The 25,571-nt window shown below is 71.5% G+C and carries 20 protein-coding genes; 18 read left to right on the top strand and 2 right to left on the bottom strand.

Translation table 11 applies throughout. From position 1 onward, the window contains the following. The first annotated feature begins 17 nt into the window (after window positions 1–17). From OG408_RS29070 to OG408_RS29095, 6 genes are all read left to right on the top strand, one after another. Complete coding sequence (locus tag OG408_RS29070; RefSeq protein ID WP_326672793.1) at window positions 18–1,166, top strand: ABC transporter ATP-binding protein; 1,149 nt, start codon at window positions 18–20, stop codon at window positions 1,164–1,166. Beyond that, on the top strand, window positions 1,163–2,089 hold the full coding sequence (locus tag OG408_RS29075; protein WP_266783490.1) for an ABC transporter permease: 927 nt from the start codon (window positions 1,163–1,165) through the stop codon (window positions 2,087–2,089). Before OG408_RS29070 ends, OG408_RS29075 begins: the two co-directional genes overlap by 4 nt. Beyond that, on the top strand, window positions 2,089–2,889 hold the full coding sequence (locus tag OG408_RS29080; RefSeq protein ID WP_266783492.1) for an ABC transporter permease: 801 nt from the start codon (window positions 2,089–2,091) through the stop codon (window positions 2,887–2,889). Before OG408_RS29075 ends, OG408_RS29080 begins: the two co-directional genes overlap by 1 nt. A gap of 23 nt (window positions 2,890–2,912) precedes the next feature. Further along, on the top strand, window positions 2,913–4,328 hold the full coding sequence (locus OG408_RS29085; protein ID WP_266783494.1) for an NAD(P)/FAD-dependent oxidoreductase: 1,416 nt from the start codon (window positions 2,913–2,915) through the stop codon (window positions 4,326–4,328). A gap of 136 nt (window positions 4,329–4,464) precedes the next feature. Next, window positions 4,465–4,914 carry a hypothetical protein gene (locus OG408_RS29090; protein WP_266783496.1) on the top strand — a complete coding sequence of 150 codons (450 nt, stop codon included), beginning with the start codon at window positions 4,465–4,467 and terminating at the stop codon, window positions 4,912–4,914. Window positions 4,915–5,001: 87 nt separating this feature from the next. Continuing rightward, window positions 5,002–6,831 (top strand): chitinase, encoded by a 1,830-nt coding sequence (locus tag OG408_RS29095; RefSeq protein ID WP_326672797.1) that lies wholly within the window; start codon window positions 5,002–5,004, stop codon window positions 6,829–6,831. Here OG408_RS29095 and OG408_RS29100 read toward each other — a convergent pair. Beyond that, on the bottom strand, window positions 6,782–7,600 hold the full coding sequence (locus tag OG408_RS29100) for a phosphatase PAP2 family protein (RefSeq protein ID WP_326672799.1): 819 nt from the start codon (window positions 7,598–7,600) through the stop codon (window positions 6,782–6,784). The genes OG408_RS29095 and OG408_RS29100 overlap by 50 nt on opposite strands. Before the next feature lie 148 nt (window positions 7,601–7,748). Next, window positions 7,749–9,089, bottom strand: a complete 1,341-nt coding sequence (gabT, locus tag OG408_RS29105) for a 4-aminobutyrate--2-oxoglutarate transaminase (RefSeq protein WP_266783502.1) — start codon at window positions 9,087–9,089, stop codon at window positions 7,749–7,751. A gap of 246 nt (window positions 9,090–9,335) precedes the next feature. Between gabT and OG408_RS29110 the strand changes: the two genes are divergently transcribed. The 12 genes from OG408_RS29110 to OG408_RS29165 all read left to right on the top strand — a co-directional run bounded on the left by OG408_RS29110 (window position 9,336) and on the right by OG408_RS29165 (window position 25,565). Beyond that, window positions 9,336–11,783 carry an ATP/GTP-binding protein gene (locus OG408_RS29110; protein WP_326672801.1) on the top strand — a complete coding sequence of 816 codons (2,448 nt, stop codon included), beginning with the start codon at window positions 9,336–9,338 and terminating at the stop codon, window positions 11,781–11,783. Between the two features lie 130 nt (window positions 11,784–11,913). Then, window positions 11,914–13,482, top strand: coding sequence for a PucR family transcriptional regulator (locus OG408_RS29115; RefSeq protein ID WP_266783505.1), 1,569 nt, complete (start codon window positions 11,914–11,916; stop codon window positions 13,480–13,482). A 143-nt stretch (window positions 13,483–13,625) separates the two neighbouring features. Continuing rightward, window positions 13,626–15,071 carry an aldehyde dehydrogenase family protein gene (locus tag OG408_RS29120; RefSeq protein WP_266783507.1) on the top strand — a complete coding sequence of 482 codons (1,446 nt, stop codon included), beginning with the start codon at window positions 13,626–13,628 and terminating at the stop codon, window positions 15,069–15,071. 231 nt (window positions 15,072–15,302) lie between these two features. After that, window positions 15,303–17,264, top strand: a complete 1,962-nt coding sequence (locus tag OG408_RS29125) for an acyl-CoA dehydrogenase family protein (RefSeq protein WP_266783509.1) — start codon at window positions 15,303–15,305, stop codon at window positions 17,262–17,264. Between the two features lie 84 nt (window positions 17,265–17,348). Beyond that, entirely contained in the window at window positions 17,349–18,620 is a 1,272-nt protein-coding gene (gene aroA, locus OG408_RS29130; protein WP_326672805.1) for a 3-phosphoshikimate 1-carboxyvinyltransferase, read from the top strand. Between the two features lie 10 nt (window positions 18,621–18,630). Continuing rightward, a complete protein-coding gene (locus OG408_RS29135; RefSeq protein ID WP_266783513.1) occupies window positions 18,631–19,125 on the top strand; it encodes a nucleotidyltransferase domain-containing protein in 495 nt (164 codons plus the stop codon). 39 nt (window positions 19,126–19,164) lie between these two features. Beyond that, complete coding sequence (locus tag OG408_RS29140; protein ID WP_266783515.1) at window positions 19,165–19,932, top strand: hypothetical protein; 768 nt, start codon at window positions 19,165–19,167, stop codon at window positions 19,930–19,932. Between the two features lie 82 nt (window positions 19,933–20,014). Further along, window positions 20,015–21,268 carry a 1-deoxy-D-xylulose-5-phosphate reductoisomerase gene (gene dxr / locus OG408_RS29145; protein ID WP_266783517.1) on the top strand — a complete coding sequence of 418 codons (1,254 nt, stop codon included), beginning with the start codon at window positions 20,015–20,017 and terminating at the stop codon, window positions 21,266–21,268. Next, the gene (locus tag OG408_RS29150) at window positions 21,265–22,575 is read left to right on the top strand and encodes a M50 family metallopeptidase (RefSeq protein WP_266783519.1); all 1,311 of its coding nucleotides are present in this window, start codon (window positions 21,265–21,267) and stop codon (window positions 22,573–22,575) included. Before dxr ends, OG408_RS29150 begins: the two co-directional genes overlap by 4 nt. Before the next feature lie 184 nt (window positions 22,576–22,759). Continuing rightward, a complete protein-coding gene (ispG, locus tag OG408_RS29155; RefSeq protein ID WP_266783521.1) occupies window positions 22,760–23,914 on the top strand; it encodes a flavodoxin-dependent (E)-4-hydroxy-3-methylbut-2-enyl-diphosphate synthase in 1,155 nt (384 codons plus the stop codon). Window positions 23,915–24,082: 168 nt separating this feature from the next. Continuing rightward, a complete protein-coding gene (locus OG408_RS29160; protein ID WP_326672808.1) occupies window positions 24,083–24,928 on the top strand; it encodes a GNAT family N-acetyltransferase in 846 nt (281 codons plus the stop codon). Between the two features lie 61 nt (window positions 24,929–24,989). Then, complete coding sequence (locus OG408_RS29165; RefSeq protein WP_266783523.1) at window positions 24,990–25,565, top strand: GNAT family N-acetyltransferase; 576 nt, start codon at window positions 24,990–24,992, stop codon at window positions 25,563–25,565. Window positions 25,566–25,571 lie beyond the last annotated feature (6 nt).

The raw sequence follows: 25,571 nt of genomic DNA on the forward strand, positions 1-25,571 counted from the left end.
CACTGGGACTGCGATCCATGACACAGCAGCAGACAGGCGGCGACGTCCGCCTCACCGGGATCAGCAAGACGTACGGCTCCTTCGCCGCCGTCCGACCGCTCGATCTGACCGTCCCGCAGGGCTCCTTCTTCGCGCTGCTCGGCGCGTCCGGCTGCGGCAAGACCACCACCCTGCGGATGATCGCGGGGCTGGAGGAGGCCACCACCGGCACCGTCACCCTCGGCGGCCGCGACATCACCGGCCTGCCGCCGTACAAGCGGCCCGTCAACACGGTCTTCCAGAGCTACGCGCTCTTCCCGCACCTGGACATCACCGAGAACGTCGCCTTCGGTCTGCGCCGGCGCGGCATCAAGTCGGTGAAGAAGCAGGTCGACGACATGCTGGAGCTCGTCCAGCTCGGCGACTTCGCCAAGCGCAAGCCCCATCAGCTCTCCGGCGGCCAGCAGCAGCGCGTCGCCGTCGCCCGCGCCCTGATCAACCACCCGCAGGTCCTGCTGCTGGACGAACCGCTCGGCGCCCTCGACCTCAAGCTGCGCCGCCAGATGCAGCTCGAACTCAAGCGCATCCAGACCGAGGTCGGCATCACGTTCATCCACGTCACCCACGACCAGGAGGAGGCCATGACCATGGCCGACACCGTCGCGGTGATGAACGCGGGCCGGGTCGAACAGCTCGGTGCCCCCGCCGATCTGTACGAGAACCCGCGGACCACCTTCGTCGCCAACTTCCTCGGCACCTCGAACCTGATCGAGGGCGAGGTCGTCTCCGCGGGCACCGACATCGTCGTGGCGGCCGGCGGCGGCAAGCTCCGGCTGCCCGCCGACCGGTGCGCGGGCCCCACCGACAACGGCGGCAAGCTGCTGCTCGGCATCCGCCCGGAGAAGATATCGCTCGCGCGCGCCGACGACGCCGACGCGATAGCGGACGGACGCAACCGCGTCACCGGCCGGATCGTCGACTCCAGCTTCATCGGCGTCTCCACGCAGTACGTGGTCGAGAGCCCGGCAGGCAAGGCGCTGCACGTCTACGAGCAGAACATCGAGTCCCGCACCGGCCTCACCCCGGGAGCCGAGGTCGTCCTGCACTGGAACCCGGCGCACACCTTCGGCCTGGATGCCTCCCAGGACATCGACGCCGGTGTGGAGACGGTGGAGGACGCGGCGTGAGCCTCACCAAGGAGGCACCACCGGCCCCCGCCACCGAGCCGGTCCTGCGCAAGCCCTCCACCCGCAAGCGCCTCGTCCCCTACTGGCTGCTGCTCCCCGGCATCCTGTGGCTCGTCGTCTTCTTCGCGCTCCCGCTCGTCTACCAGGCCTCGACCTCCGTACAGACCGGGTCCCTGGAGAAGGGGTTCGAGGTCACCTGGCACTTCCAGACGTACTGGGACGCGCTGACCGACTACTACCCGCAGTTCATCCGGTCCCTGCTGTACGCGGGCACCGCGACGATCCTGTGCCTGCTGCTCGGCTACCCGCTCGCCTACCTCATCGCGTTCAAGGCGGGCCGCTGGCGCAACCTGGTGCTGGTGCTGGTCATCGCCCCGTTCTTCACCAGCTTCCTGATCCGTACGCTCGCCTGGAAGACGATCCTCGCGGACGGCGGCGCGGTCGTCGACGTACTGAACACGCTGCACGTCCTGGACGTCACCAGCTGGCTCGGCTGGACCGAGAACAACCGGGTGCTGGCCACCCCCATGGCGGTCGTCTGCGGCCTCACGTACAACTTCCTGCCGTTCATGATCCTGCCGCTCTACACCTCGCTGGAGCGGATCGACGGCCGGCTGCACGAGGCGGCCGGGGACCTGTACGCCACCCCCGCCACCACCTTCCGCAAGGTCACGTTCCCGCTGTCCATGCCGGGTGTCGTCTCCGGGACGCTGCTCACCTTCATCCCGGCCAGCGGTGACTACGTCAACGCGGAACTGCTGGGCTCCACCGACACCAAGATGGTCGGCAGCGTCATCCAGACCCAGTTCCTGCGCGTCCTCGACTATCCGACGGCGGCCGCGCTCTCCTTCATCCTCATGGCGGTCGTCCTGATCATGGTCACCGTCTACATCCGCCGCTCCGGGACGGAGGACCTGGTCTGATGCCCGTACTGCGCTGGCTGCGACGCCATCTGATCGTCATCGCGGGTCTGCTGACCCTCGCCTACATGATCCTGCCGAACATCGTCGTGATGGTGTTCTCCTTCAACAAGCCCAACGGCCGCTTCAACTACTCCTGGCAGCGCTTCTCGGTGGACGCCTGGAAGGACCCCTGCGGCGTCGCCGACATGTGCGGCTCTCTCTCGCTCTCCCTCCAGATCGCCGTCTGGGCCACGGTCGGCGCCACCGTGCTCGGCACGATGATCGCGTTCGCCCTGGTCCGCTACCGCTTCCGGGCGCGCGGCGCGATCAACTCGCTGATCTTCCTGCCGATGGCGATGCCCGAGGTCGTCATGGCCGCCTCGCTGCTCACCCTGTTCCTCAACATGGGCGCACAGCTCGGCTTCTGGACGATCCTCATCGCGCACATCATGTTCTGCCTCAGCTTCGTCGTGACGGCCGTCAAGGCGCGCGTCATGTCGATGGACCCGAGGCTGGAGGAGGCGGCGCGCGATCTGTACGCGGGACCGGTGCAGACCTTCGTGCGGGTGACCCTGCCGATCGCCGCCCCCGGAATCGCCGCGGGAGCGCTGCTGGCCTTCGCGCTCTCCTTCGACGATTTCATCATCACCAATTTCAACGCGGGCTCCACGGTGACCTTCCCCATGTTCGTCTGGGGTTCGGCACAGCGCGGCACTCCCGTGCAGATCAACGTCATCGGTACGGCGATGTTCATCATTGCGGTACTGGTGGTTCTCGCCGGCCAGCTGATCGCGAACCGGCGGAAGAACGCACGACCCTGAAAGTCCCGAAGGAGTTGGAAACCATGGCCCCAGCTGCCATGCGTACTGCCGCACAATCACTCTCCGACGCGAAGCCGGTGTCGTTCTGGCTGGACGACCCCGGCCGGCCCGACGCGCTGCCCGCGCTCACCGGCGACGAGCACTGCGATCTCCTCGTCATCGGCGGCGGCTACAGCGGACTGTGGACCGCACTGCTCGCCAAGGAACGCGAACCGGAACGCGATGTCGTCCTGATCGAGGGGCACGAGACGGGCTGGGCCGCCTCGGGCCGCAACGGCGGATTCTGCGCCGCCTCCCTCACCCACGGACTGCCCAACGGGCTGGAGCGCTGGCCCGACGAGATCCGGAAGCTGGAGGAGCTGGGCGCGCGCAACCTCGACGCCATCGAGGAGGCCGTGGCCCGCTACTCCATCGACTGCGAGTTCGAGCGCACCGGCGAGATCGATGTCGCCACCCAGCCCCACCAGCTCGAAGAGCTGCGGGAATGGCACCGGGAAGCCGAGGGGCACGGCTTCGGCGGGGTCGAGTTCCTGGACCGGGACGCGCTGCGCGCGGAAGTCGACTCACCGACATTCCTGGGCGGCCTCTGGGACCGCCGCGGTGTCGCGATGCTGCACCCCGCCAAGCTGGTCTGGGGTCTGAAGCAGGCCTGCCTCGACCTGGGGGTGCGGATCTACGAGCACACCCGGGGCCTGGAGCTGGCCCGAACCGGAACCGGAATGGCGGTCCGGACGCCGTACGGCAAGATCCTCGCGCGCCGGGTCGCGCTCGGCACGAACATCTTCCCCTCCCTCGTGAAGCGGGTGCGTCCGTACACCGTCCCGGTCTACGACTACGCCCTGATGACCGAGCCGCTGACCGCTGACCAGCTCGCCGCCATCGGCTGGAAGAACCGGCAGGGACTGGGCGACAGCGCCAATCAGTTCCACTACTTCCGGCTTTCCGCGGACAACCGGATCCTGTGGGGCGGATACGACGCGATCTATCCGTACGGGGGCCGGCTGAGTGCCGATCTCGACCAGCGTCCCGAGACGTTCCTGAAACTCGCCGGGCAGTTCTTCGAGTGTTTCCCGCAATTGGCGGGCGTGCGGTTCAGCCATGCCTGGGGCGGTGCCATCGACACCTGTTCCCGGTTCTCCGCATTCTTCGGAACGGCCCATCAGGGCCGGGTCGCCTATGCCGCCGGATTCACCGGGCTCGGCGTCGGGGCCACCCGGTTCGGGGCCGATGTGATGCTCGACCTCCTCGCGGGCGAGCGGACCGGGCGCACCGCGCTGGAGATGGTGCGCAGCAAGCCGATGCCGTTCCCGCCCGAGCCGTTCGCCTGGGCCGGGATCGAGCTGACGAAGCGGTCGCTGGCCAGGGCCGACGACAACGGCGGCCACCGCAATCTGTGGCTGCGGACCATGGACCGGATGGGCCTCGGCTTCGACAGCTGAACCGTCCGGCGCGGGGCGTGACCCAGTTCACTACCGATTGGTAGCCGAACCCGCGTAATGGATCGGCCCCACCCCGCTCTCTCCCGTGAACGCCCCGGCAACTCCCTGCCGGGGCGACACGGAATGGAGGCCGGCCATGACTGGCTCGGGGGTCAAGGCAGCAGTCGAGTGGCTCGCATCGGTGGCACCGGATCCCGACGCCTGCCGGTGGGAGTGGGAGCGCAATCCGCGGGGGATCGCGCTCCTGCCCGCCGGCCGGCGCTGGGACGTGCTGATCCTTCCGGGTCGGCTGGGCTATCCGACGCTCGACGTGCTCACCCGTCTCATCGACCGGCCCGGGCCGGTCCTCTCCGACTTCGGTGACGCCCGCATGGGCTTCTTCGTGCCGCCGGGCACCGTCACCCGCTGGATCGGGACGGGGGTGCGGGGGGCGGGCCAGGGCACCTGGATCGTGGTGCCCCACCCCGGGCGGGCGGCAACCGGCGGGGTCCGCTGGCTGATTCCGCCGGACGGCTCGGGCACGCTCACCGACGCCACGCTGCTGGAACTGGCGATGCACGAGGCCGCGGCGGGGAGCCGGGAATAGCGAGGTGGCTGCCAGAGGTCTTGACAACCTGATTGGTCTGGACCATGTTGTGCGCCACACTCAATTCCCCCCTGCACGGAGGCCGTTGTGGAACGCACGGGACCCCCCGCCCGCATGACCGGACTTCTGGCCGCTTTCTCGGCCGCCCTGCTGGCCGTCGGCGGTCTGGCGGCCACGGCGCCCGGCGCCGCCGCGGCCGACGCCGATCTGGCGCGCAACGGCACCTTCGAGGCCGGCCTGACCGGCTGGAACTGTTCGGGCGGCAGCGGATCCGCCGTCAGCACCCCCGTACACGGCGGCACTTCGGCGCTGAAGGCGACCCCGGCCGGCAGCGACTACGCCAAGTGCTCCCAGACCGTGACGGTCAAGCCCGGCTCCGCGTACACGCTCAGCTCCTGGGTGCAGGGCGACTACGTCTACCTGGGAGCGGAGGGCACCGGCACGACCGACGTGTCCACCTGGGCACAGTCCTCCGGGGCCTGGAAGCAGCTCTCCACCTCGTTCAGGACGGGCGCGTCCACCACGTCCGTCACCGTGTACACGCACGGCTGGTACGGCACCCCCGCCTACTACGCCGACGACCTCACCCTCGTCGGACCCGGCGGCGACCCGGTCGCGCTCCCCGCGGTCCCCGCGGGGCTCAAGGCCGGCACGGCCACCGCCTCCTCGGTCGCCCTGTCCTGGACCGGTTCCGCGGGCGCCACCGGCTACAACGTCTACCGGGGCGGTACGAAGGTCCTCTCCGCCACCGGCACCTCGGCGACCGTGACGGGCCTGACCGCGTCGACCGCGTACAGCTTCCAGGTCAGCGCCACCAACTCCGCCGGCGAGTCCGCGAAGTCGGCCGCCGTCTCCGCCACCACCACGACGGGCGGCAGCGGGGGAGAGGGCGGCTCGGAGCTGCCGGCCCACGCCCTGGTCGGCTATCTGCACTCCAGCTTCGCCAACGGCTCCGGCTACACCCGGATGGCGGACGTGCCCGACTCCTGGGACGTCATCGACCTGGCCTTCGGCGAGCCGACCTCCGTCACCTCCGGCGACATCCGGTTCTCGCTCTGCCCGGTGACCGAGTGCCCGAACGTCGAGTCCGTCGCCGAGTTCAAGGCGGCGATCAAGGCCAAGCAGGCCGCGGGCAAGAAGGTGCTGATCTCCATCGGCGGCCAGAACGGACAGGTGCAGCTCGCCACCACCGCGGCCCGTGACACCTTCGTCTCCTCGGTCAGCAAGATCATCGACGAGTACGGTCTGGACGGCCTGGACATCGACTTCGAGGGCCACTCGCTGTCGCTGAACACCGGAGACACCGACTTCCGCAGCCCCACCACACCGGTGATCGTCAACCTGATCTCCGCGGTGAAGACGCTCAAGGCCAAGTACGGCGCAAAGTTCGTCCTCACGATGGCCCCCGAGACCTTCTTCGTGCAGCTCGGCTACCAGTACTACGGATCGGGTCCGTGGGGCGGCCAGGACCCGCGCGCCGGGGCCTACCTGCCGGTGATCCACGCCCTGCGCGACGACCTCACCCTGCTGCACGTCCAGGACTACAACTCGGGCTCCATCATGGGTCTGGACAACCAGTACCACTCGATGGGCGGCGCCGACTTCCACATCGCGATGACCGACATGATGCTGACCGGCTTCCCGGTGGCGGGTGACCAGACCAAGGTCTTCCCGGCCCTGCGGCCCGACCAGATCGCGATCGGCCTGCCGGCCTCCACCCAGGCGGGCAACGGCCACACCTCACCGGCCGAGGTCACCAAGGCGCTGAACTGCCTCACCAAGAAGACCGACTGCGGTTCCTACGCCACCCACGGCACCTGGCCGGGGCTGCGCGGACTGATGACGTGGTCCATCAACTGGGACCGCTTCAACAACGGGGAGTTCTCGAAGAACTTCGACGCCTACTTCGGCGGCTGACCGACCGGAGCACCACCAGCAGCACTCCGCACAGAAACCAGCTGCCGGCCACGTCGAGCGGCCAGTGGTAACCGCGGAGCACCAGACCGATGCCCGTCGCCGCCGTCATCAGGACAGCGGCGACGGGCATCATCCACGCACGCGCGAGGTACGGGGCCAGCAGCATCGCCGCCGCCCCGTACGCCACGGCGGCGGTCGCCGCATGGCCCGACGGGTAGTAGCCGGTGGCATCGGTGAGCGGCCCCGGGCGGGCGATCCAGTCCTTGAGCGGCACGACCAGCAACGGCACCGCCGCCATGGCCGCGGCCGCGGCGAGCGGCGCCCGGCGCTCCCCGCGCAGCAGGCACCACACGAGCGCGCAGCCGAGAACGGGGAGCGCGACCTGCATGTTGCCGAGATCGGCGAGGAATTCGGTGAACCGGTCCGGGCCGTGCCCGACCAGGGCCCGGCCGACGCGCTCGTCGAGGCGGCGCAGCGGCCCGTCGGCGGCGATCTGCCACGTGGTGAGCGCGAACAGGGCCGACAGGCCCGACACCACGGAGAGGAAAAGGGCCGTCCGCCCCGGAACAGGGGGGGTTGTTCCGGGGCGGACGGTGGGACCGGTTTGCCGCGCGCCCCGGGGGGTGTGGGGCGGGCGGCCATCCGATCGGTGAGGAGTTCCGGAGCCGGAGGCTCCAGTGGTGTGCGCGAAGGCACAACCAGGACGGCGCTGGGGAAGCTCCGACCCGGTATCGCCCGCAGTCCCCTGCGGGCGGGGTGTTTCTCTCATCTGCGGAAACCGTACGTCAGGCAGTGGGGGGCCGACAACGGGAACGGAGACCCGCCATCGCCCCCGCACACCTTCTTCACAGGCCCTCACGCGGGCACCGGGCATCCCCGGAGAAAACGCCGTGCGCCGTCCCCGGGGCCGCACGGGGTCAGACCCCGGCGAACGCCTGCTCGATCACGTCGAGGCCCTCGTTCAGCAGGTCCTCACCGATCACCAGCGGCGGCAGGAAGCGCAGCACGTTGCCGTACGTGCCACAGGTGAGGACGAGGACGCCCTCGGCGTGGCAGGCCTTCGCGAGCTGCGCGGCGGCCTCCGGGTTCGGGTCCTTCGTGCCCGCCCTCACCAGCTCGATCGCGATCATCGCGCCACGGCCGCGGATGTCCCCGATGAGGTCTCCGTTGGGCAGCTTCGACTGCATCTCGGCGAGCCGGCCCTTCATGACCTCCTCGATGCGCTTCGCCTTCCCGTTCAGGTCCAGCTCGCGCATCGTCTCGATGGATCCGAGAGCGCCCGCGCAGGCGACCGGGTTTCCGCCGTACGTGCCGCCGAGGCCGCCGGCGTGCGCCGCGTCCATGATCTCGGCGCGGCCGGTCACGGCGGAGAGCGGAAGGCCGCCCGCGATGCCCTTGGCGGTCGTGATCAGGTCCGGGACGATGCCCTCGTCCTCGCAGGCGAACCACTGGCCGGTGCGGCAGAAGCCGGACTGGATCTCGTCGGCGACGAACACGATGCCGTTGTCCTTGGCGAACTGCGCGATCGCCGGCAGGAAGCCCTTGGCCGGCTCGATGAAGCCGCCCTCGCCGAGGACCGGCTCGATGATGATCGCGGCGACGTTGTCCGCGCCGATCTGCTTGGTGATCTCGTCGATGGCCTGGGCGGACGCCTCGGCACCGGCGTTCTCGGCACCGGTCGGCCAGCGGTAGCCGTACGCCACCGGTACGCGGTAGACCTCGGGCGCGAACGGGCCGAAGCCCTGCTTGTACGGCATGTTCTTCGCCGTCAGCGCCATCGTGAGGTTGGTCCGGCCGTGGTAGCCGTGGTCGAAGACGACGACGGCGGTGCGCTTGGTGTAGGCGCGGGCGATCTTCACCGCGTTCTCGACGGCCTCGGCGCCCGAGTTGAACAGCGCGGACTTCTTGGCGTGGTCGCCCGGGGTGAGCTCGGCGAGCTGCTCGCAGACCTCGACGTAGCCCTCGTACGGCGTGACCATGAAACAGGTGTGGGTGAAGTCGGCGAGCTGCGCGGAGGCGCGGCGCACGACGGCCTCGGCGGAGGCGCCGACGGACGTCACGGCGATGCCGGAACCGAAGTCGATCAGACGGTTCCCGTCCACGTCCTCGATGATCCCGCCACCGGCGCGCGCGGTGAACACCGGCAGGGTGGAGCCCACCCCTGCGGCGACCGTCGCCAGCCGGCGGGCCTGCAGCTCCACGGACTTCGGGCCGGGGATGGCAGTGACGACGCGGCGCTCCTGCGGAATAGCGGTCATGCGGGGCTCCTGGGGGTGTTTCGGACGCTTCCTCTTTCTGCAGGCTAGGGGCGGGGACGGGGCGCGGGCATGCTCCGATCGGGAGTGGTGGAGGGCGTGTCCTTGTCCGCGAAGGACAGAAGGGGCTGCCGGGGCGGTGCGGTGCCGGGCCCGTCACTATCCGGGCGCCTTGCTGAACTCACCGTGTCCGCGCACTAGATTGACCGGTGCAGCGGTCGGACCTGGCTGGTCAGGGGGCAACGGTTCATGGACAACGAAGGCACGCACGGCACCCGGGGCACGTGGGGTGCGCAGCCGCCCGACGGCCGGCCCGGGAGCTCCGTGCCCCATCCGGCCGGACCGCCGCCCGCACAGCCGCCGGCGTTTCCTCCCCCCGCCGTGCCGCCGCCCACCGTCCCGAAGCCCCTCACGGCCGTCCCCGGGCAGCCCCGCACGGCGGGTGCGCCGCCGGCCCTGGCCGAATGGCTGAACGCACCACGGCCCGAAACCGGCCCGGGCATCTGGCGGTACGCCCATGTGCCCCGGGCCGCCGAGCGCCCGCCGCGCCCCTCACTGGTGGGGCCGGCCGCCACGCTCGTCCTGTGGCTCCTGCTGTGGCTGCTGCTCTCCGAGCGCGCCGTCCCCTACGTGTTCAAGCCGATCGAGATCATCACCGGGCCGCAGTGGTGGTCCTTCGGCGGTCTCCGGAGCGACGCACCGGACCTGGTGGTCAACTCGACCACGCTCTACTACCAGGTCCTGGTGCTGATCCTGGGCTTCTGGGCCGCCCGGATCGGCGGCTGGGCCCAAGTCGCCCACTACTTCGCCGGCGCGCGCCTGGAACGCGTCCGGCTGACTCTCTCCGCGGCCGCCGCACTGGTGCTGCTCTGGCTGGCCTGGACCCCGAAGGTGCCGCTGCTGCTGGTGCTCATGGGATCGGCGGACGGGTGGTTGCGCAGCGGGAACCAACTGAAAGCCACAGCGGCCGCCTACGGCTGCTACGCGCTGACCGTCGCCATCGTCGTATGGCCCATCGCCCGGGCCGCGCGCTGGGAGACCGCCCTCCGGGCCCTGCGGCCCCGGAGCGCGCGGGGCCCGTCGACGGCGCCCGCGCAGCCCGGCGCCACCCCCGCCGCGGCGGCCGGCCCCCTGCGCGCCCAGTGGCCCGACCTGCGCGCCGCCGGCAGCACCGACGCCGCCGACGCGCTGACCGCCGCCGTGCACGCGGGCCGGCTGAACGACGTGGACTGCGTACGGCTGCGCCACGCCTGGGGTGCCGCCTGTACCCGCCCCGACCGGCGCGCCTCCTTCACCGAGACCGTGCTGCGCAAGGGCGCCGACGCCTACCTGCACCCCTCCGGCCGCCGGGATCTGCCCCTGCGCACCGCCCTGCACGACCCGCTCACCGGTCAGGTCCGGATCGGCGACTGCGCCGACGACCCGCGCAACCCCTACGCCCGCCGCGGCTCGGGCATGGCGCTGGAGCCCGCCTCGCTCGGCACCTCGCTGCTCGTCGTCGGACCGCCCGGCTCGGGCAAGACGGAACGGGTGGTCCGACCCGTCGTCGAGTCCCTCGCCCTGCGGGCGCTCACCGGCCAGGCCGCCGTCCTCGCCGTCGGCGGCGCGGGCGACCGGCTCGGCCCGGACAGCGCCTACGACGTCGTCGTCAGGATCGGCGACCCCGCGTCCGTGCACGACTTCGACCTGTACGGAGGCACCACCGACCCCGACGAGGCGGCGGCCGCCCTCGCGGAGGGTCTGGCCGGCGACCTCCCCGCCCTGGACACCCGGCGCGCGGCGACCGCGCTCGGCCAGCTGCTCGGCCCCTACCGCGCCGTCCACGGCACGTTCCCCCCTGTACCCGAGCTCCGCGAACTCCTCGAAGGCTCCGCCGCCGTGCTGGAGGGCCTGCGCCAGGCGCTGGAGAGCGCCGGCCACCACGCGATGCTGCGGGAACTGGAGGCCCGGCGGCGCCAGGCGCAGAGCGCCGGCGATCCGGCCGCCGTCCTCGCCGACCGGATCGCCGTGCTCGACCGGCCCGCCTTCGCCGGCTTCTTCGCCACCGGCCCCGAGGCCCGCCCGTTCTCGCTGCGGTCCCTGGAGCAGCACCCGCTGCGGGTGCGCGTCGACCTGCCGGAGCGCGCCCATGCCGAGGCGTCCCGGGTGCTGGCCCGCCTGATCCTCGCCCAGTTCAACGCGGTCGCCGCGGCCCGCGCCGACCGCTCCCTCTTCGTCTGCCTGGTCCTGGACGACGCCACCCACACCGTCACCGCCGACACCGTCCGGGGTATCCGCAGGCTGCGCTCCGTCAACGCCGGGGCGGTCCTCGCCCTGCGGACCCTGGACGACGTGCCCGAGGAACTGCACACCCCGCTGCTCGGCGCCGTCGGCTGCACCATGGCCTTCCCCGGCGTCACCACCTGGGACGGCAAACGCTTCGCCGAGGCCTGGGGCAAGGAGTGGGTGGAGGTCCGCGAGGTCGCCCAGCACGGCGTCTTCGCCGACCAGCCGCTCACCCGCGCACTGCACGCCCTGCGGAAGATGGCCACCGGCAAGGCCGTCACCACGGACGCGGTCACCGTGCGCCAGGTGGAACGGGAACGCTGGTCGGCCTCCGGGCTCGCGTACGAACTGCCGGCCGGTCACGCGGTGCTCTCCGTCACCACGGTCGACGGCGAGCACGCGCCGCCGCTCCTGGTCCGGCTGGGGGCGTGAGGGTTACCCCGAAGTAGCGGTGCGGGCAGTCCGCCCGCGGTGACGGGGAATCTGCCACCCTGGCAGAATCGATGCGAGCCGTTCATACGGGACGGCGAAATCGCCCCCTCCCAAAGGTCCCCCGATCCCCATGCCCCCCACTCTCGCCTCGCTCGTCCAGCACTCGGCGCTCAAACTCACGGTGCGTGCGGGGGCGGACCGGCTCGACGCGCCCGTGCGCTGGGCGCACGCCAGCGAGCTGGCCGACCCCGTCCCCTACATGGAGGGCGGTGAGCTGCTGCTGATCACCGCGACCAATCTCGACGCCGAGAACCCGGAGGCCATGCAGCGGTACGTGCGACGGCTGGCCGGGGCCGGAGTCGTCGGGGTCGGCTTCGCGGTCGGCGTCACCTACGACGACGTACCGCAGCCCCTGGTCGACGCTGCCGAGGAGGCCGGGCTGCCGCTGCTCGAAGTGCCGCGCCGCACCCCCTTCATCGCCATCGCCAAGGCCGTCTCCTCGGAGATCGCCGCCGATCAGTACCGGGCGGTCACCGCGGGCTTCGAAGCCCAGCGGGAGCTCACCCGGGCGGCGCTCGCCGGCGACGGACCCGGCGAACTCCTCACCCGGCTCGCCGCGCACGTCGACGGCTGGGCCGCGCTGTACGACACCTCCGGCGCCGTCGTCGCCGCCGCACCGGACTGGGCCGCGCGCCGCGCCGCCCGGCTCACGCCCGACGTGGAACGGCTGCGGGAGCGCCCGGCACCGGCCAGCGTCGTCGTCGGCGACACCGAGGACCGGGTCGAGCTCCAGTCCCTGGGCACCGGCCGCAGGGTCCGCGGTGCGCTTGCCGTGGGCACCGGTTCCGCGCTCGGCACCGCGGAGCGGTACGCGGTGCACTCGGCGGTCGCCCTGCTCACCCTCACCACGGCCCGCTCCCGCTCGCTCCAGGGCGCCGAACAGCGGCTCGGCGCCGCGGTGCTGCGCATGCTGCTGGCCGGCCAGCCCGACCACGCGCGCGGCGTCGCCGGAGATCTGTACGGCGGGCTGCTCGACGCGCCCTTCCGGCTGCTCATCGCCGAGGCCGCCGAACCCTCGACCACGGCGCAGCTGGCCGAGGCCATGGAGACCGCGGCCGCCCGCTCCGGCGAGACGCTCCTGATGGTGCCCGAGGGCGAACGCCTCGTGGTGCTGGCCGCCGACGGCGGGGCCGCGGTCGCCGCCTGCGCCGCCTACGCCGACGCGCAGGAGGACGCACCGCCGCGCGAGGCGGCCGCGGAGGAGAGCGACGTGGTCGTGGGTCTCTCCGCCCCCGCCGGGCCGATCGCCGTCTCCGCCGCGTACAAGCAGGCCGAGCAGTCCCTCTCGGTGGCCCGCCGCCGCGGCAGGGCCCTGGTCGAACACGAGGAACTGGCCTCCGGCTCCGTACTGCCGCTGCTCGCGGACGACGCGGTGAGAGCCTTCGCCGACGGCATGCTGCGCGCCCTCTACGAGCACGACGCCAAGGGCCGCGGCGACCTCGTCGCCTCGCTGCGGGCGTGGCTCGCGCACCACGGCCAGTGGGACGCGGCCGCCGCCGACCTGGGCGTCCACCGGCACACCCTGCGCTACCGCATGCGCCGGGTGGAGGAGATCCTCGGCCGCTCGCTGGACGACCCGGACGTCCGCATGGAGCTGTGGCTGGCCCTCAAGGTCGCCAACCCGCCGACGGCGTCCTGAGGGCCGTCCCGCACACGTCACCCGCATCCGACAAACCGGCGTACCCCGGCACGCCTCTGCTCCATGCCGGACAAACGCCGGGCGGAGGGTGCGGCCCTACGGTGGGGACGGAACACCCACGACATCGAAGGGCCGGAACCTCCATGACCTCCACCCACGCCTTCTGGCTGGCCGGCCGCGAGGCCACCGGCGAGGAAAGCTTCGACGTCACCAACTCCTGGGACGGCCGCCTCGTCGGCACCGTCAGCGTGCCCACCGAGGCCCAGGTCGAGGAGGCCGTCGCCGCCGCTCACGCCGTGCGCGACGAGTTCGCCGCGACCCCGGCCCACGTCCGCGCCGCCGCGCTCGACCACGTGGCACGGCGCCTGACGGAGCGCACCGAGGAGATCGCCCAGGTCATCTCCGCCGAGAACGGCAAGCCCATCAAGTGGGCGCGCGGCGAGGTCGGCCGGGCCGTCTCGGTGTTCCGCTTCGCCTCCGAGGAGGCCCGTCGCTTCAACAGCGGTGACGCCCAGCGCCTGGACACCGACGCCGGCGGCACCGGCCGCCTCGGCCTGACCCGCCGCTTCCCGCGCGGCACGGTCCTCGGCATCGCACCCTTCAACTTCCCGCTGAACCTGAGCGCCCACAAGGTCGCCCCGGCCATCGCCGTCGGCGCCCCGATCATCCTGAAGCCGGCCCCGGCCACCCCGATCTCGTCCCTGATCCTGGGCGAGCTGCTGGCCGAGACCGACCTGCCGGCCGGATCCTGGTCCGTGCTGACGGTCCCCAACGACCGGATGCCCGCCCTCGTCCAGGACGAGCGGCTGCCCGTGATCTCGTTCACCGGCTCCGCCCCGGTCGGCTACTCGATCATGGACTCGGTGCCGCGCAAGCACTGCACCCTGGAGCTCGGCGGCAACGGCGCCGCGGTCGTCCTCGGCGACTACGCCTCCGAGAAGGACCTGGACTGGGCCGCGACCCGCATCGCGACCTTCTCCAACTACCAGGGCGGCCAGTCCTGCATCTCGGTGCAGCGCGTCATCGCGGACGCCGCGGTCTACGACCGGCTGCTGCCGAAGATCGTCGCCGCCGTCGAGGCCCAGGTCACCGGCGACCCGTCCGACGCCACCACCGACGTCGGCCCGCTCGTCGACGAGAACGCCGCCAAGCGCGTCGAGTCCTGGGTCGACGAGGCCGTGCAGGCCGGCGCCCAGCTGCTCGCCGGCGGCAAGCGTGACGGGGCGACCTACGCGCCGACCGTCCTCGCCGACCTCCCCGACGGCGTCACCCTCTCCCACGAGGAGGTCTTCGGACCGGTCCTCTCGGTGCAGAAGGTGGACGGCGAGGCCGCGGCCTTCGCCTCCGTCAACTCCTCCAAGTACGGCCTCCAGGCAGGCGTGTTCACCCACGACCTGCAGACCGCCTTCCGCGCCCACCGCGCCCTGGAGGTCGGCGGCGTGATCATCGGCGACGTCCCCTCGTACCGCGCGGACCAGATGCCGTACGGCGGCGCCAAGCAGTCCGGCGTCGGCCGCGAGGGCGTGCGCTACGCCATGGACGACTACACCTACGAGCGCGTCCTGGTCCTCACCGGCCTCGCGCTGTAGGACGCGGACGAACGGCTGGGGCCCCACTGTGCGGGGGCTCCAGCCGTTTCCGCATGCCGCACGCGACAGCGGGCACTGGAGTGGTGGCCGACCCGATCGGCGCCCCGGGGCTGGTGAGGGCGACCGGAATCGGGTACATACGGACGAGTAGAGCCGACAGGTGCACAAGGGCCCAACGCCCCCGGACCTGCCGGATCCGCCCATCCGACGAAGCGGCGAGGTGAGCTCCTCATGTCCGCACCATCCGCACAACGACCGTCCGCACCGCGGACCACGCCCAAGGTCACCGAGCGCGAAGCGCGACAGGTGGCCGAGGAGGCGCGCGAGCAGGACTGGCGCAAACCCAGTTTCGCCAAGGAACTCTTCCTGGGCCGCTTCCGGCTCGACCTGATCCACCCGCACCCGCTGCCCGCCGCCGAGGACGTCCGGCGCGGCGAGGAGTTCCTCGCCCGGCTCCGCGCGTTCTGCGAGACCAGCATCGACAGCGCCCTGATCGAGCGCGAGGCCAGGATCCCCGACGAGGTGGTCAACGGCCTCAAGGAGCTCGGCGCGCTGGGCATGAAGATCGACGTGAAGTACGGCGGCCTCGGGCTGACGCAGGTCTACTACAACAAGGCCCTCGCCCTGGTCGGCTCCGCCAGCCCGTCGATCGGCGCCCTCCTCTCCGCGCACCAGTCCATCGGGGTCCCGCAGCCCCTGAAGATCTTCGGCAGCCAGGAGCAGAAGGACACCTTCCTGCCCCGGCTGGCCCGTACCGACATCTCCGCGTTCCTGCTCACCGAGCCGGACGTCGGCTCCGACCCGGCCCGCCTCGCCACCACGGCCGTCCCGGACGGGGACGACTACGTCCTCGACGGCGTCAAGCTGTGGACGACCAACGGCGTCGTCGCGGACCTCCTGGTCGTCATGGCGCGGGTACCGAAGGCGGAGGGCCGCAAGGGCGGCATCACGGCCTTCGTCGTCGAGGCCGACGCCCCGGGCATCACCGTGGAACACCGCAACGCGTTCATGGGCCTGCGCGGGCTGGAGAACGGCGTCACCCGCTTCCACCAGGTGCGCGTCCCCGCCGCGAACCGCATCGGCCCCGAGGGCGCCGGTCTCAAGATCGCACTCACCACCCTCAACACCGGCCGGCTCTCCCTGCCCGCCATGTGCGTCGGCTCCGGGAAATGGTGTCTGAAGATCGCCCGCGAGTGGTCGGCCGTCCGCGAGCAGTGGGGCCGCCCCGTCGCCCGGCACGAGGCGGTCGGCGCCAAGATCTCCTTCATCGCCGCGACCACCTTCGCCCTCGAAGCCGTCGTCGACCTCTCCTCCCAGATGGCCGACGAGGACCGCAACGACATCAGGATCGAGGCGGCGCTCGCCAAGCTGTACGGCTCCGAGATGGGCTGCCTGATGGCCGACGAACTGGTCCAGATCCGCGGCGGCCGCGGCTTCGAGACCGCGGAGTCCCTCGCCGCCCGCGGCGAACGGGCCGTCCCCGCCGAGCAGATGCTCCGCGACATGCGGATCAACCGGATCTTCGAGGGCTCGACGGAGATCATGCACCTGCTGATCGCCCGCGAGGCCGTCGACGCCCACCTCAAGGTCGCCGGCGACATCATCGACCCCGACAAGCCGCTCTCCGCCAAGGCCAGGGCCGGTGCGAACGCGGCCGGGTTCTACGCGAAGTGGCTGCCGAAACTGGTCGCCGGACCCGGGCAGCTCCCGCGCACCTACGGGGAGTTCCACCCCGCGGGCCACCCCGACCTCTCCGCCCACCTGCGCTACGCCGAACGCTCCTCCCGCAAACTGGCCCGCTCCACCTTCTACGCCATGTCCCGCTGGCAGGGCCGGATGGAGACCAAGCAGGGCTTCCTCGGCAGGATCGTCGACATCGGCGCGGAACTCTTCGCGATGAGCGCCGCCTGCGTCCGGGCCGAACTCCTGCGCGGCGAGGGCGACCACGGCCGCGAGGCGTACCAGCTCGCCGACACCTTCTGCCGCCAGTCCCGCATCCGGGTCGAGGAACTCTTCACCCGGCTCTGGTCCAACACCGACGACCTCGACCGCAAGGTGGTCGACGGTGTCCTCTCGGGCACGTACACCTGGCTGGAGGAGGGCATCGTCGACCCGAGCGGCGACGGCCCGTGGATCGCCGACGCCACCCCCGGCCCCTCGGACCGGGAGAACGTCCACCGGCCGATCCGCTGAGCCCGTGAAGCCGGAACGGCGGGGCGCGTCCACCCGGTGGACGCGCCCCGCCGCCGCGCGGACGGCACGGCAGGATGAGGACTCGTGACCGTCATCCATGTCCCCGGTTCCAAGTCCGTCACCGCGCGCGCCCTCTTCCTGGCCGCCGCCGCGCACGGCACCAGCACCCTCGTACGTCCGCTGCGCTCGGACGACACCGAGGGCTTCGCCGAAGGGCTCACCACCCTGGGCTACGAGGTGGTGCGGGAGGCGGACGCCTGGCACCTCACGGGCCGCCCCTCCGGGCCCGGCGCCGCCGAGGCCGACGTCTACTGCCGGGACGGCGCGACGACCGCCCGGTTCCTGCCGACCCTCGCGGCGGCCGGCGCCCGCGGCAGCTTCCGCTTCGACGCCTCCGCCCAGATGCGCCGCCGCCCGCTCGCCCCGCTCACCGAGGCGCTGCGCACCCTCGGTGTCGACCTCGTCCACGAGGACGCCGAGGGCCACCACCCGCTGCGCATCGAGGCCGCCGGCATCAAGGGCGGCGAACTGACCCTGGACGCCGGGCAGTCCAGCCAGTACCTCACCGCGCTGCTGATGCTCGGACCGCTGACCGCGGAAGGGCTCCGGATCACCGTCACCGATCTGGTGTCGGCGCCGTACATCGAGATCACCCTGGCGATGATGCGCAGCTTCGGCGCCGAGGTCACCCGCGAGGGCCCCGACGGCACCGTCTTCTCGGTGCCGCCCGGCGGCTACCGGGCCACCTCCTACCCCGTCGAGCCCGACGCCTCCACCGCGAGCTACTTCTTCGCCGCGGCCGCCCTCACCGGTCGTGAGGTCACCGTTCCCGGCCTCGGACAGGGCGCCCTCCAGGGCGATCTGCGGTTCACCGACGTCCTGCGCCGCATGGGCGCCGAGGTGCGCACCACGGCCGACGCCACCACGGTCCGCTCCACCGGCCGCCTCACCGGCATCACGGTCAACATGCGCGATATCTCCGACACCATGCCGACGCTGGCCGGCATCGCCCCCTTCGCCTCGGGCCCGGTCCGCATCGAGGACGTCGGCAACACCCGCGTGAAGGAGTGCGACCGGCTGGAGGCGTGCGCGCGGAACCTGCGCCGGATGGGCGTCACGGTCACCACCGGACCCGACTGGATCGAGATCCTGCCGGGCACCCCGGAGCCCGTCGAGATCGAGACCCACGGCGACCACCGCATCGTCATGTCGTTCGCCGTCACCGGCCTGCGCACCCCCGGCATCACCTTCGACGACCCGGGCTGCGTACGGAAGACCTTCCCCGGCTTCCACGAGGCGTTCGCCGGATTCGCCGGTCTCCCCGACGGACGGACCCCGGCCGGTACGGGGCGATAGGCTCCGCGGCATGATCTCCGCCGCCGACGTGCTGTCCGTCCTCACGCTCCTGCGCGAGGCCGGCGCCGACGTCGTGATCGCCGGCGGCTGGGGCATCGACGCCCTGACCGGCGAGGAGACCCGCGCCCACGGGGATCTCGATCTGCTGCACCGCGAAGAGCAGGAACCGGCCGTGGTCGCCGCGCTGACGGCGGCCGGCTGGGCCCAGACCCTGGACCGGCGTCCCGTGCGCTTCGTCCTCAGCCACCCCTCCGGGTCCGACCTCGACCTGCATCCGCTGCGGTTCGCCCCCGACGGGTCGGCGGTCCAGTCGTCGCCCGACCCGCGGGAGCCGTTCCACTACCCGGCGGAGTGCTTCGTCACCGGCACCATCGGCGGGACACCGGTGCGCTGTCTCTCGGCGCGGCAGCAGATCGACTTCCACCAGGGGTACGAGCCCCGCCCGCAGGACCTGCACGACATGGCGCAGCTCCGGCGGGCGTTCGGCGTGACCACGCACTTCTGACCACCAGCACATCGGCACACCAGGGGATTGGGGACAGGCATGCACGGGGTGAGGTACCAGCGGCGCCGATGGCGCGGGATCGCGGCCACCGGGATCGCGGCCGCGACGCTCCTGGGCGCGACCGCCTGCGGCGGTGACGACGGCGGCCGGGCCGCGGCGGATCAGGACGCCAAGGCGTCCGCGGCGCCCTCGGCGAAGCCCGCTCCCGGGGCCCTCGACGAGGCCCGGCTCAAGGCCGCCTCGTTCACCGACGGTGAGAAGGTCGGCCCGTACACGGCCTCCGAGTACGTACTCGACGGGCCGCTCGGCGACGCGTACACCGCCGCCCCGACCGGCTGCCAGCCGCTCGTCAGCCTCGCCGGCGAGGTCAGCGACCCCGACCCGGCCGCCCAGGTGCAGCGCAAGGTCGACGTCCCGGACGAGATGCTCGGCCTCACCGTCGACGTCACCCTGCGCAGCTACGGGAACGGCGGCGCGGCCACCGTCATGAAGGCCCTCGGCACGGCGGGGCGGGACTGCGCCGGCGGATTCACCGAGGAGCGGGCCGTGGCCCGCGCGAAGTACCTCAAGGCCGAACCCGCCGAGGCACCCGCTTTCGCCGCCGAGGCCGACGAGTCGAAGGCGTACCGCTTCACCATCCTCGACGTGAAGGGGAAGGAGAAGCTGTACGAGTACCTCACCGTGGTCCGCTCCGGCTCCACCACCCTCGCCTTCCGTGCGGAGATCACCGGCACGAAGGACATCGGCGGAGTGCCGCCGGAGGTCATGGCCGCCCAGTGGGCGAAGTTCCGTGCGGCGAAGGGCTGAGACCGTGATGAGCGAACAGTCGGCACGCGGCGCGAGGGACGCCCTGTCCACACGCACAGCGGATGCGGCAACAATGGGGGGCATGAGCGAAAGCCCCGCCCCACTCGCCGACCCGCACCTCGTCTTCGACGCCGTGGAAGGCCGCCGGGATCTCGTCATCCTCGGCTCCACCGGGTCCATCGGCACCCAGGCCATCGACCTGGTGCTGCGCAACCCCGACCGCTTCCGCGTCACCGCGCTCTCCGCGGCGGGCGGCCGGGTCGCCCTCCTCGCCGAGCAGGCCCGCCGTCTCGGCGTGCGCACGGTCGCCGTCGCCTCTCCCGAGGCGGTGCCCGCCCTGCGCGAGGCGCTGCGCGCGGAGTACGGGGCGGGGGAGCAGCCGCCCGAGATCCTGGCCGGACCCGACGCCGCCACGGAACTGGCCGGCAGCGACTGCCACACCGTGCTGAACGGGATCACCGGCTCGATCGGCCTCGCCCCCACCCTGGCCGCGCTCAAGGCGGGCCGCACCCTGGCGCTGGCCAACAAGGAGTCGCTGATCGTCGGCGGCCCGCTGGTCAAGGCGCTCGCCGCCCCCGGGCAGATCATCCCGGTCGACTCCGAGCACGCCGCGCTGTTCCAGGCGCTCGCGTCCGGCAAGCGCGCCGACGTGCGCAAGCTCGTCGTCACCGCGTCGGGCGGCCCGTTCCGGGGACGTACCAGGAGCGAGCTCGCGGACGTCACGAAGGACCAGGCGCTCGCGCACCCGACCTGGGCGATGGGCCCGGTCATCACGATCAACTCGGCCACCCTGGTCAACAAGGGTCTCGAGGTCATCGAGGCGCACCTCCTCTACGACATCCCGTTCGACCGGATCGAGGTCGTGGTCCACCCCCAGTCGTACGTTCACTCCATGGTGGAGTTCACCGACGGGTCCACCCTCGCCCAGGCCACCCCGCCCGACATGCGCGGACCGATCGCCATCGGCCTCGGCTGGCCGCAGCGCGTCCCGGACGCGGCCCCCGCCTTCGACTGGTCGAAGGCCTCGGCCTGGGAGTTCTTCCCGCTCGACACCGAGGCCTTCCCGTCCGTCGGGCTCGCCCGGCACGTGGGCACGCTGGGCGGCACCGCACCGGCGGTGTTCAACGCGGCGAACGAGGAGTGCGTGGCGGCCTTCCTCGACGGACGGCTGGCGTTCAACGGCATCATGGACACGGTGACGGCCGTGGTCGCCGAACACGGAACGCCTCCGGCGGGAACTTCGCTGACGGTCGCGGACGTCCTTGAAGCGGAGGCCTGGGCACGGACCCGGGCCCGGGAACTCTCGGCCAAGGCCACCGCGGAGGCACGCGCATGAGCATGACGACGATCCTGCTGACGATTCTCGGCATCGCGGTCTTCGCCTTCGGCCTGCTGTTCTCGATCGCGTGGCACGAGCTGGGCCACCTGTCGACCGCCAAGCTCTTCGGCATCCGCGTCCCGCAGTACATGGTCGGCTTCGGCCCGACCATCTGGTCGCGGAAGAAGGGCGACACGGAGTACGGCATCAAGGCCATTCCGGCCGGCGGCTACATCCGCATGATCGGGATGTTCCCGCCGGGACCGGACGGACGGCTGGAGGCACGGTCCACCTCGCCGTGGCGCGGCATGATCGAGGACGCCAGGTCCGCCGCCTTCGAGGAGCTGGAGCCGGGCGACGAGAAGCGCCTCTTCTACACGCGCAAGCCGTGGAAGCGCGTGATCGTCATGTTCGCCGGACCGTTCATGAACCTGGTCCTGGCCGTGGCGATCTTCCTCGGTGTGGCCATGACCTTCGGATTCCAGACCCAGACGACCGATGTCGCCGGCGTCCAGAAGTGCGTGATCTCCCAGAGCGAGAAGCGGGAGACCTGCAAGGCGTCCGACCCGGTCTCGCCCGCGCAGGCCGCAGGCCTGAAGGTCGGCGACAAGATCGTCGCCTTCAACGGCCAGAAGATCGACGAGTGGTCCACCCTCTCCGACCGGATCCGCGACACCATCGGCCCCGCCACCATCACGGTCCAGCGCGACGGGCAGGAGAAGACCCTCCACGCCGTGCTCAAGAAGAACGCCGTGGCGCAGAAGGACTCCGACGGCGAGGTGGTCCCGGGGAAGTTCGTCTCCGCCGGCTACCTCGGCTTCGCGGCGCAGACGGAGATCGTCCCGCTCTCCTTCGGTGACTCGGTCGTCCGCATGGGCGACATGATCGAGAACGGCGTCGACTCGATCATCGCGCTGCCGTCCAAGATCCCGGCCCTGTGGGACGCGGCCTTCGACGGCGGCGAGCGCGCGGACGACTCCCCGGTGGGCGTCGTCGGCGCGGCCAGGATCGGCGGCGAGGTGATGACGCTGGACGTGCCGGCGCAGAACCAGATCGCGATGATGCTGTTCCTGCTGGCCGGCTTCAACCTCTCGCTGTTCCTCTTCAACATGCTGCCGCTGCTGCCGCTCGACGGCGGTCATATCGCGGGGGCCCTGTGGGAGGCGCTGCGGCGGAACGCGGCGCGGCTCTTCAAGCGCCCCGACCCGGGCCCGTTCGACGTGGCGAAGCTGATGCCGGTCGCCTACGTGGTCGCCGGTGTGTTCATCTGCTTCACCCTGCTCGTCCTGGTCGCCGACGTCGTCAACCCGGTCAAGATCTCCTGACCCGTCCCACACGAACGCCTTATGTACCCCGAGTGACGGCCGGTACGCACGATGCGTCCGGGAGCCCACATTTTGAGTGGCCCCCGGACGCGGTGTGCCCCACGCCGTGCTCGGTGCCGTAACCTCGAAGGCCGGAGCCCGCCGAACTCGGGACCTTGATCCACACCTTGGGGATGCTCAGCGCATGACTGCGATTTCTCTCGGAATGCCCACCGTTCCGACCCAGCTCGCCGTACGGCGGGTCAGCCGCAAGATCCAGGTCGGGTCGGTGGCGGTCGGTGGGGACGCGCCGGTCTCGGTGCAGTCGATGACGACGACGCGTACGTCGGACATCGGTGCGACGTTGCAGCAGATCGCGGAGCTGACGGCGTCGGGCTGTCAGATCGTGCGGGTGGCGTGTCCGACGCAGGACGACGCGGACGCGCTCGCGACGATCGCCTCGAAGTCGCAGATCCCGGTGATCGCGGACATCCACTTCCAGCCGAAGTACGTGTTCGCGGCGATCGATGCCGGGTGCGCGGCGGTGCGGGTGAACCCCGGGAACATCAAGCAGTTCGACGACAAGGTCAAGGAGATCGCGCGGGCGGCGAACGACGCCGGCACGCCGATCCGGATCGGCGTCAACGCCGGTTCGCTCGACGCGCGGCTGCTGAAGAAGTACGGCAAGGCGACGCCCGAGGCCCTGGTGGAGTCTGCGCTGTGGGAGGCGTCCCTCTTCGAGGAGCACGGCTTCCGGGACATCAAGATCTCCGTCAAGCACAACGACCCGGTCGTGATGGTGAACGCCTACCGGCAGCTCGCCGCGCAGTGCGACTACCCGCTGCACCTGGGCGTGACCGAGGCCGGCCCCGCCTTCCAGGGCACGATCAAGTCGGCCGTCGCCTTCGGCGCCCTGCTCAGCGAGGGCATCGGCGACACGATCCGCGTCTCGCTCTCCGCGCCGCCGGCCGAGGAGGTCAAGGTCGGACTCCAGATCCTGGAGTCGCTGAACCTGAAGCAGCGGCGGCTGGAGATCGTGTCCTGCCCGTCGTGCGGCCGTGCGCAGGTCGACGTGTACAAGCTCGCCGATCAGGTGAGCGCGGGCCTCGACGGCATGGAGGTCCCGCTGCGCGTCGCCGTGATGGGCTGTGTCGTCAACGGTCCCGGTGAGGCCCGTGAGGCCGACCTGGGTGTGGCGTCCGGCAACGGCAAGGGCCAGATCTTCGTCAAGGGCGAGATCATCAAGACGGTGCCCGAGTCGAAGATCGTCGAGACCCTCATCGAAGAAGCCCTCAAGATCGCCGAACAGATGGAGAAGGACGGCGTCGCCTCCGGCGAGCCCGAGGTCTCGATCAGCTGATCCCATGACACCCACGACAGCGCCCCGCCGGAGGAACACTCCCCGCGGGGCGCTGCTCGTGAGCGAGGTCACCGCCCTCCGCGGAAGCTGTTCACGGCCACGAGCGGCGCCTCCGGGCCTCTTTGGGTACAGTGCGGAAATCAGCAGACCGCATGGTGAGGCCCCCTCGTGTTGACGCAGACCACCACCCGGGTCCTCGAACCCAGCGACCTCGGCGCCGCCCTCGCGGTGCTGGAGAGCGAACCCGTAGCGAACGCCTTCGTGACCTCCAGGGTCCAGATCGCAGGCCTCGACCCCTGGCGCCTCGGCGGCGAGATGTGGGGCTGGTACGCGGACGGGCAGCTGCGCTCCCTCTGCTACTCGGGAGCCAATCTCGTCCCCATCTGCGCCACCCCCGAAGCCGTCCGGGCCTTCGCCGACCGCGCCCGCAGGGCCGGCCGCCGCTGTTCCTCGATCGTCGGCCCCGCCGAGCCCACCGCACAGCTGTGGCGGCTCCTCGAACCGGGCTGGGGGCCGGCCAGGGAGGTCCGCGCCAACCAGCCGCTCATGGTCACCGAGAGCCCCTCCGACGCCGTGGCAGCCGACCCGCTGGTCCGCCGCGTCCGCAAGGACGAGATGGACGTCCTCATGCCGGCCTGCGTGGCCATGTTCACCGAGGAGGTCGGCATCTCCCCCCTCGCGGGCGACGGCGGACTCCTCTACCAGGCCCGCGTCGCCGAGCTCATCGGCGCCGGCCGCTCCTTCGCCCGGATCGAGGACGGCAAGGTCGTCTTCAAGGCGGAGATCGGCGCCACCACCGCCCAGGCCTGCCAGATCCAGGGCGTCTGGGTCGCCCCGGAGTTCCGCGGCCGCGGCCACTCCGAGACCGGCATGGCGGCCGTCCTGCGCTACGCGCTCGCCGATGTCGCGCCGATCGTCAGCCTGTACGTGAACGACTACAACACCCCCGCGCGCAAGGCCTACCGCCGCATCGGCTTCCGCGAGACCGGCGCGTTCATGAGCGTGCTGTTCTGACCCGGCAGCGGACAGTGCCGGCCCGTACCCCGCACCCCGCCACGGACAGTAGGGTCGGCTCATGGCAGCAGCTTCCGGGGACGGCCCCCACACCTCCAGCGTCCGGATCGGACCGATCGATCTCGCCGCCCGCGTGGACGAGGCGCTCGCCGTACAGGCCGTCGCCTTCGGTCTCGGCCCCGAAGAGATCGAAGTGCGCCGCCACATCGTCCTCAGACACCTCGACCACCCCTGCGCCCGCGCCCTCGGCGCCATGACCGCCGGCGGCGACCTCGTCGGCTTCGTCTACGGCATGCCCAACGAGCGCGGCCACTGGTGGTCCACCGTCGTCGAGCCCTGTCTGCGGGCCACCGGCTCGGAGGGCTGGCTCGACGACTCCTTCGTGATCACCGAGCTCCACGTCCTGCCGGAGTACCAGAACCGCGGCATCGGCCGCACCCTGATCACCACCATCACCGACGGCGTCGGGCAGCCCCGGTCCATCCTCTCGGCGATCGACACGGAGAGCCCGGCCCGCGGTCTGTACCGCTCGCTCGGCTACCGGGACCTGGCCCGCCAGGTGCATTTCCCCAGCGCGCCGATGCCGTACGCGGTCATGGGAGCACCACTTCCACTGCTCCGCCCCGGGCATCCCTGAGCGAAT

The organism is Streptomyces sp. NBC_01257 (genome assembly GCF_035917255.1).
In the GTDB taxonomy this organism is placed as follows: Bacteria; Actinomycetota; Actinomycetes; order Streptomycetales; family Streptomycetaceae; genus Streptomyces.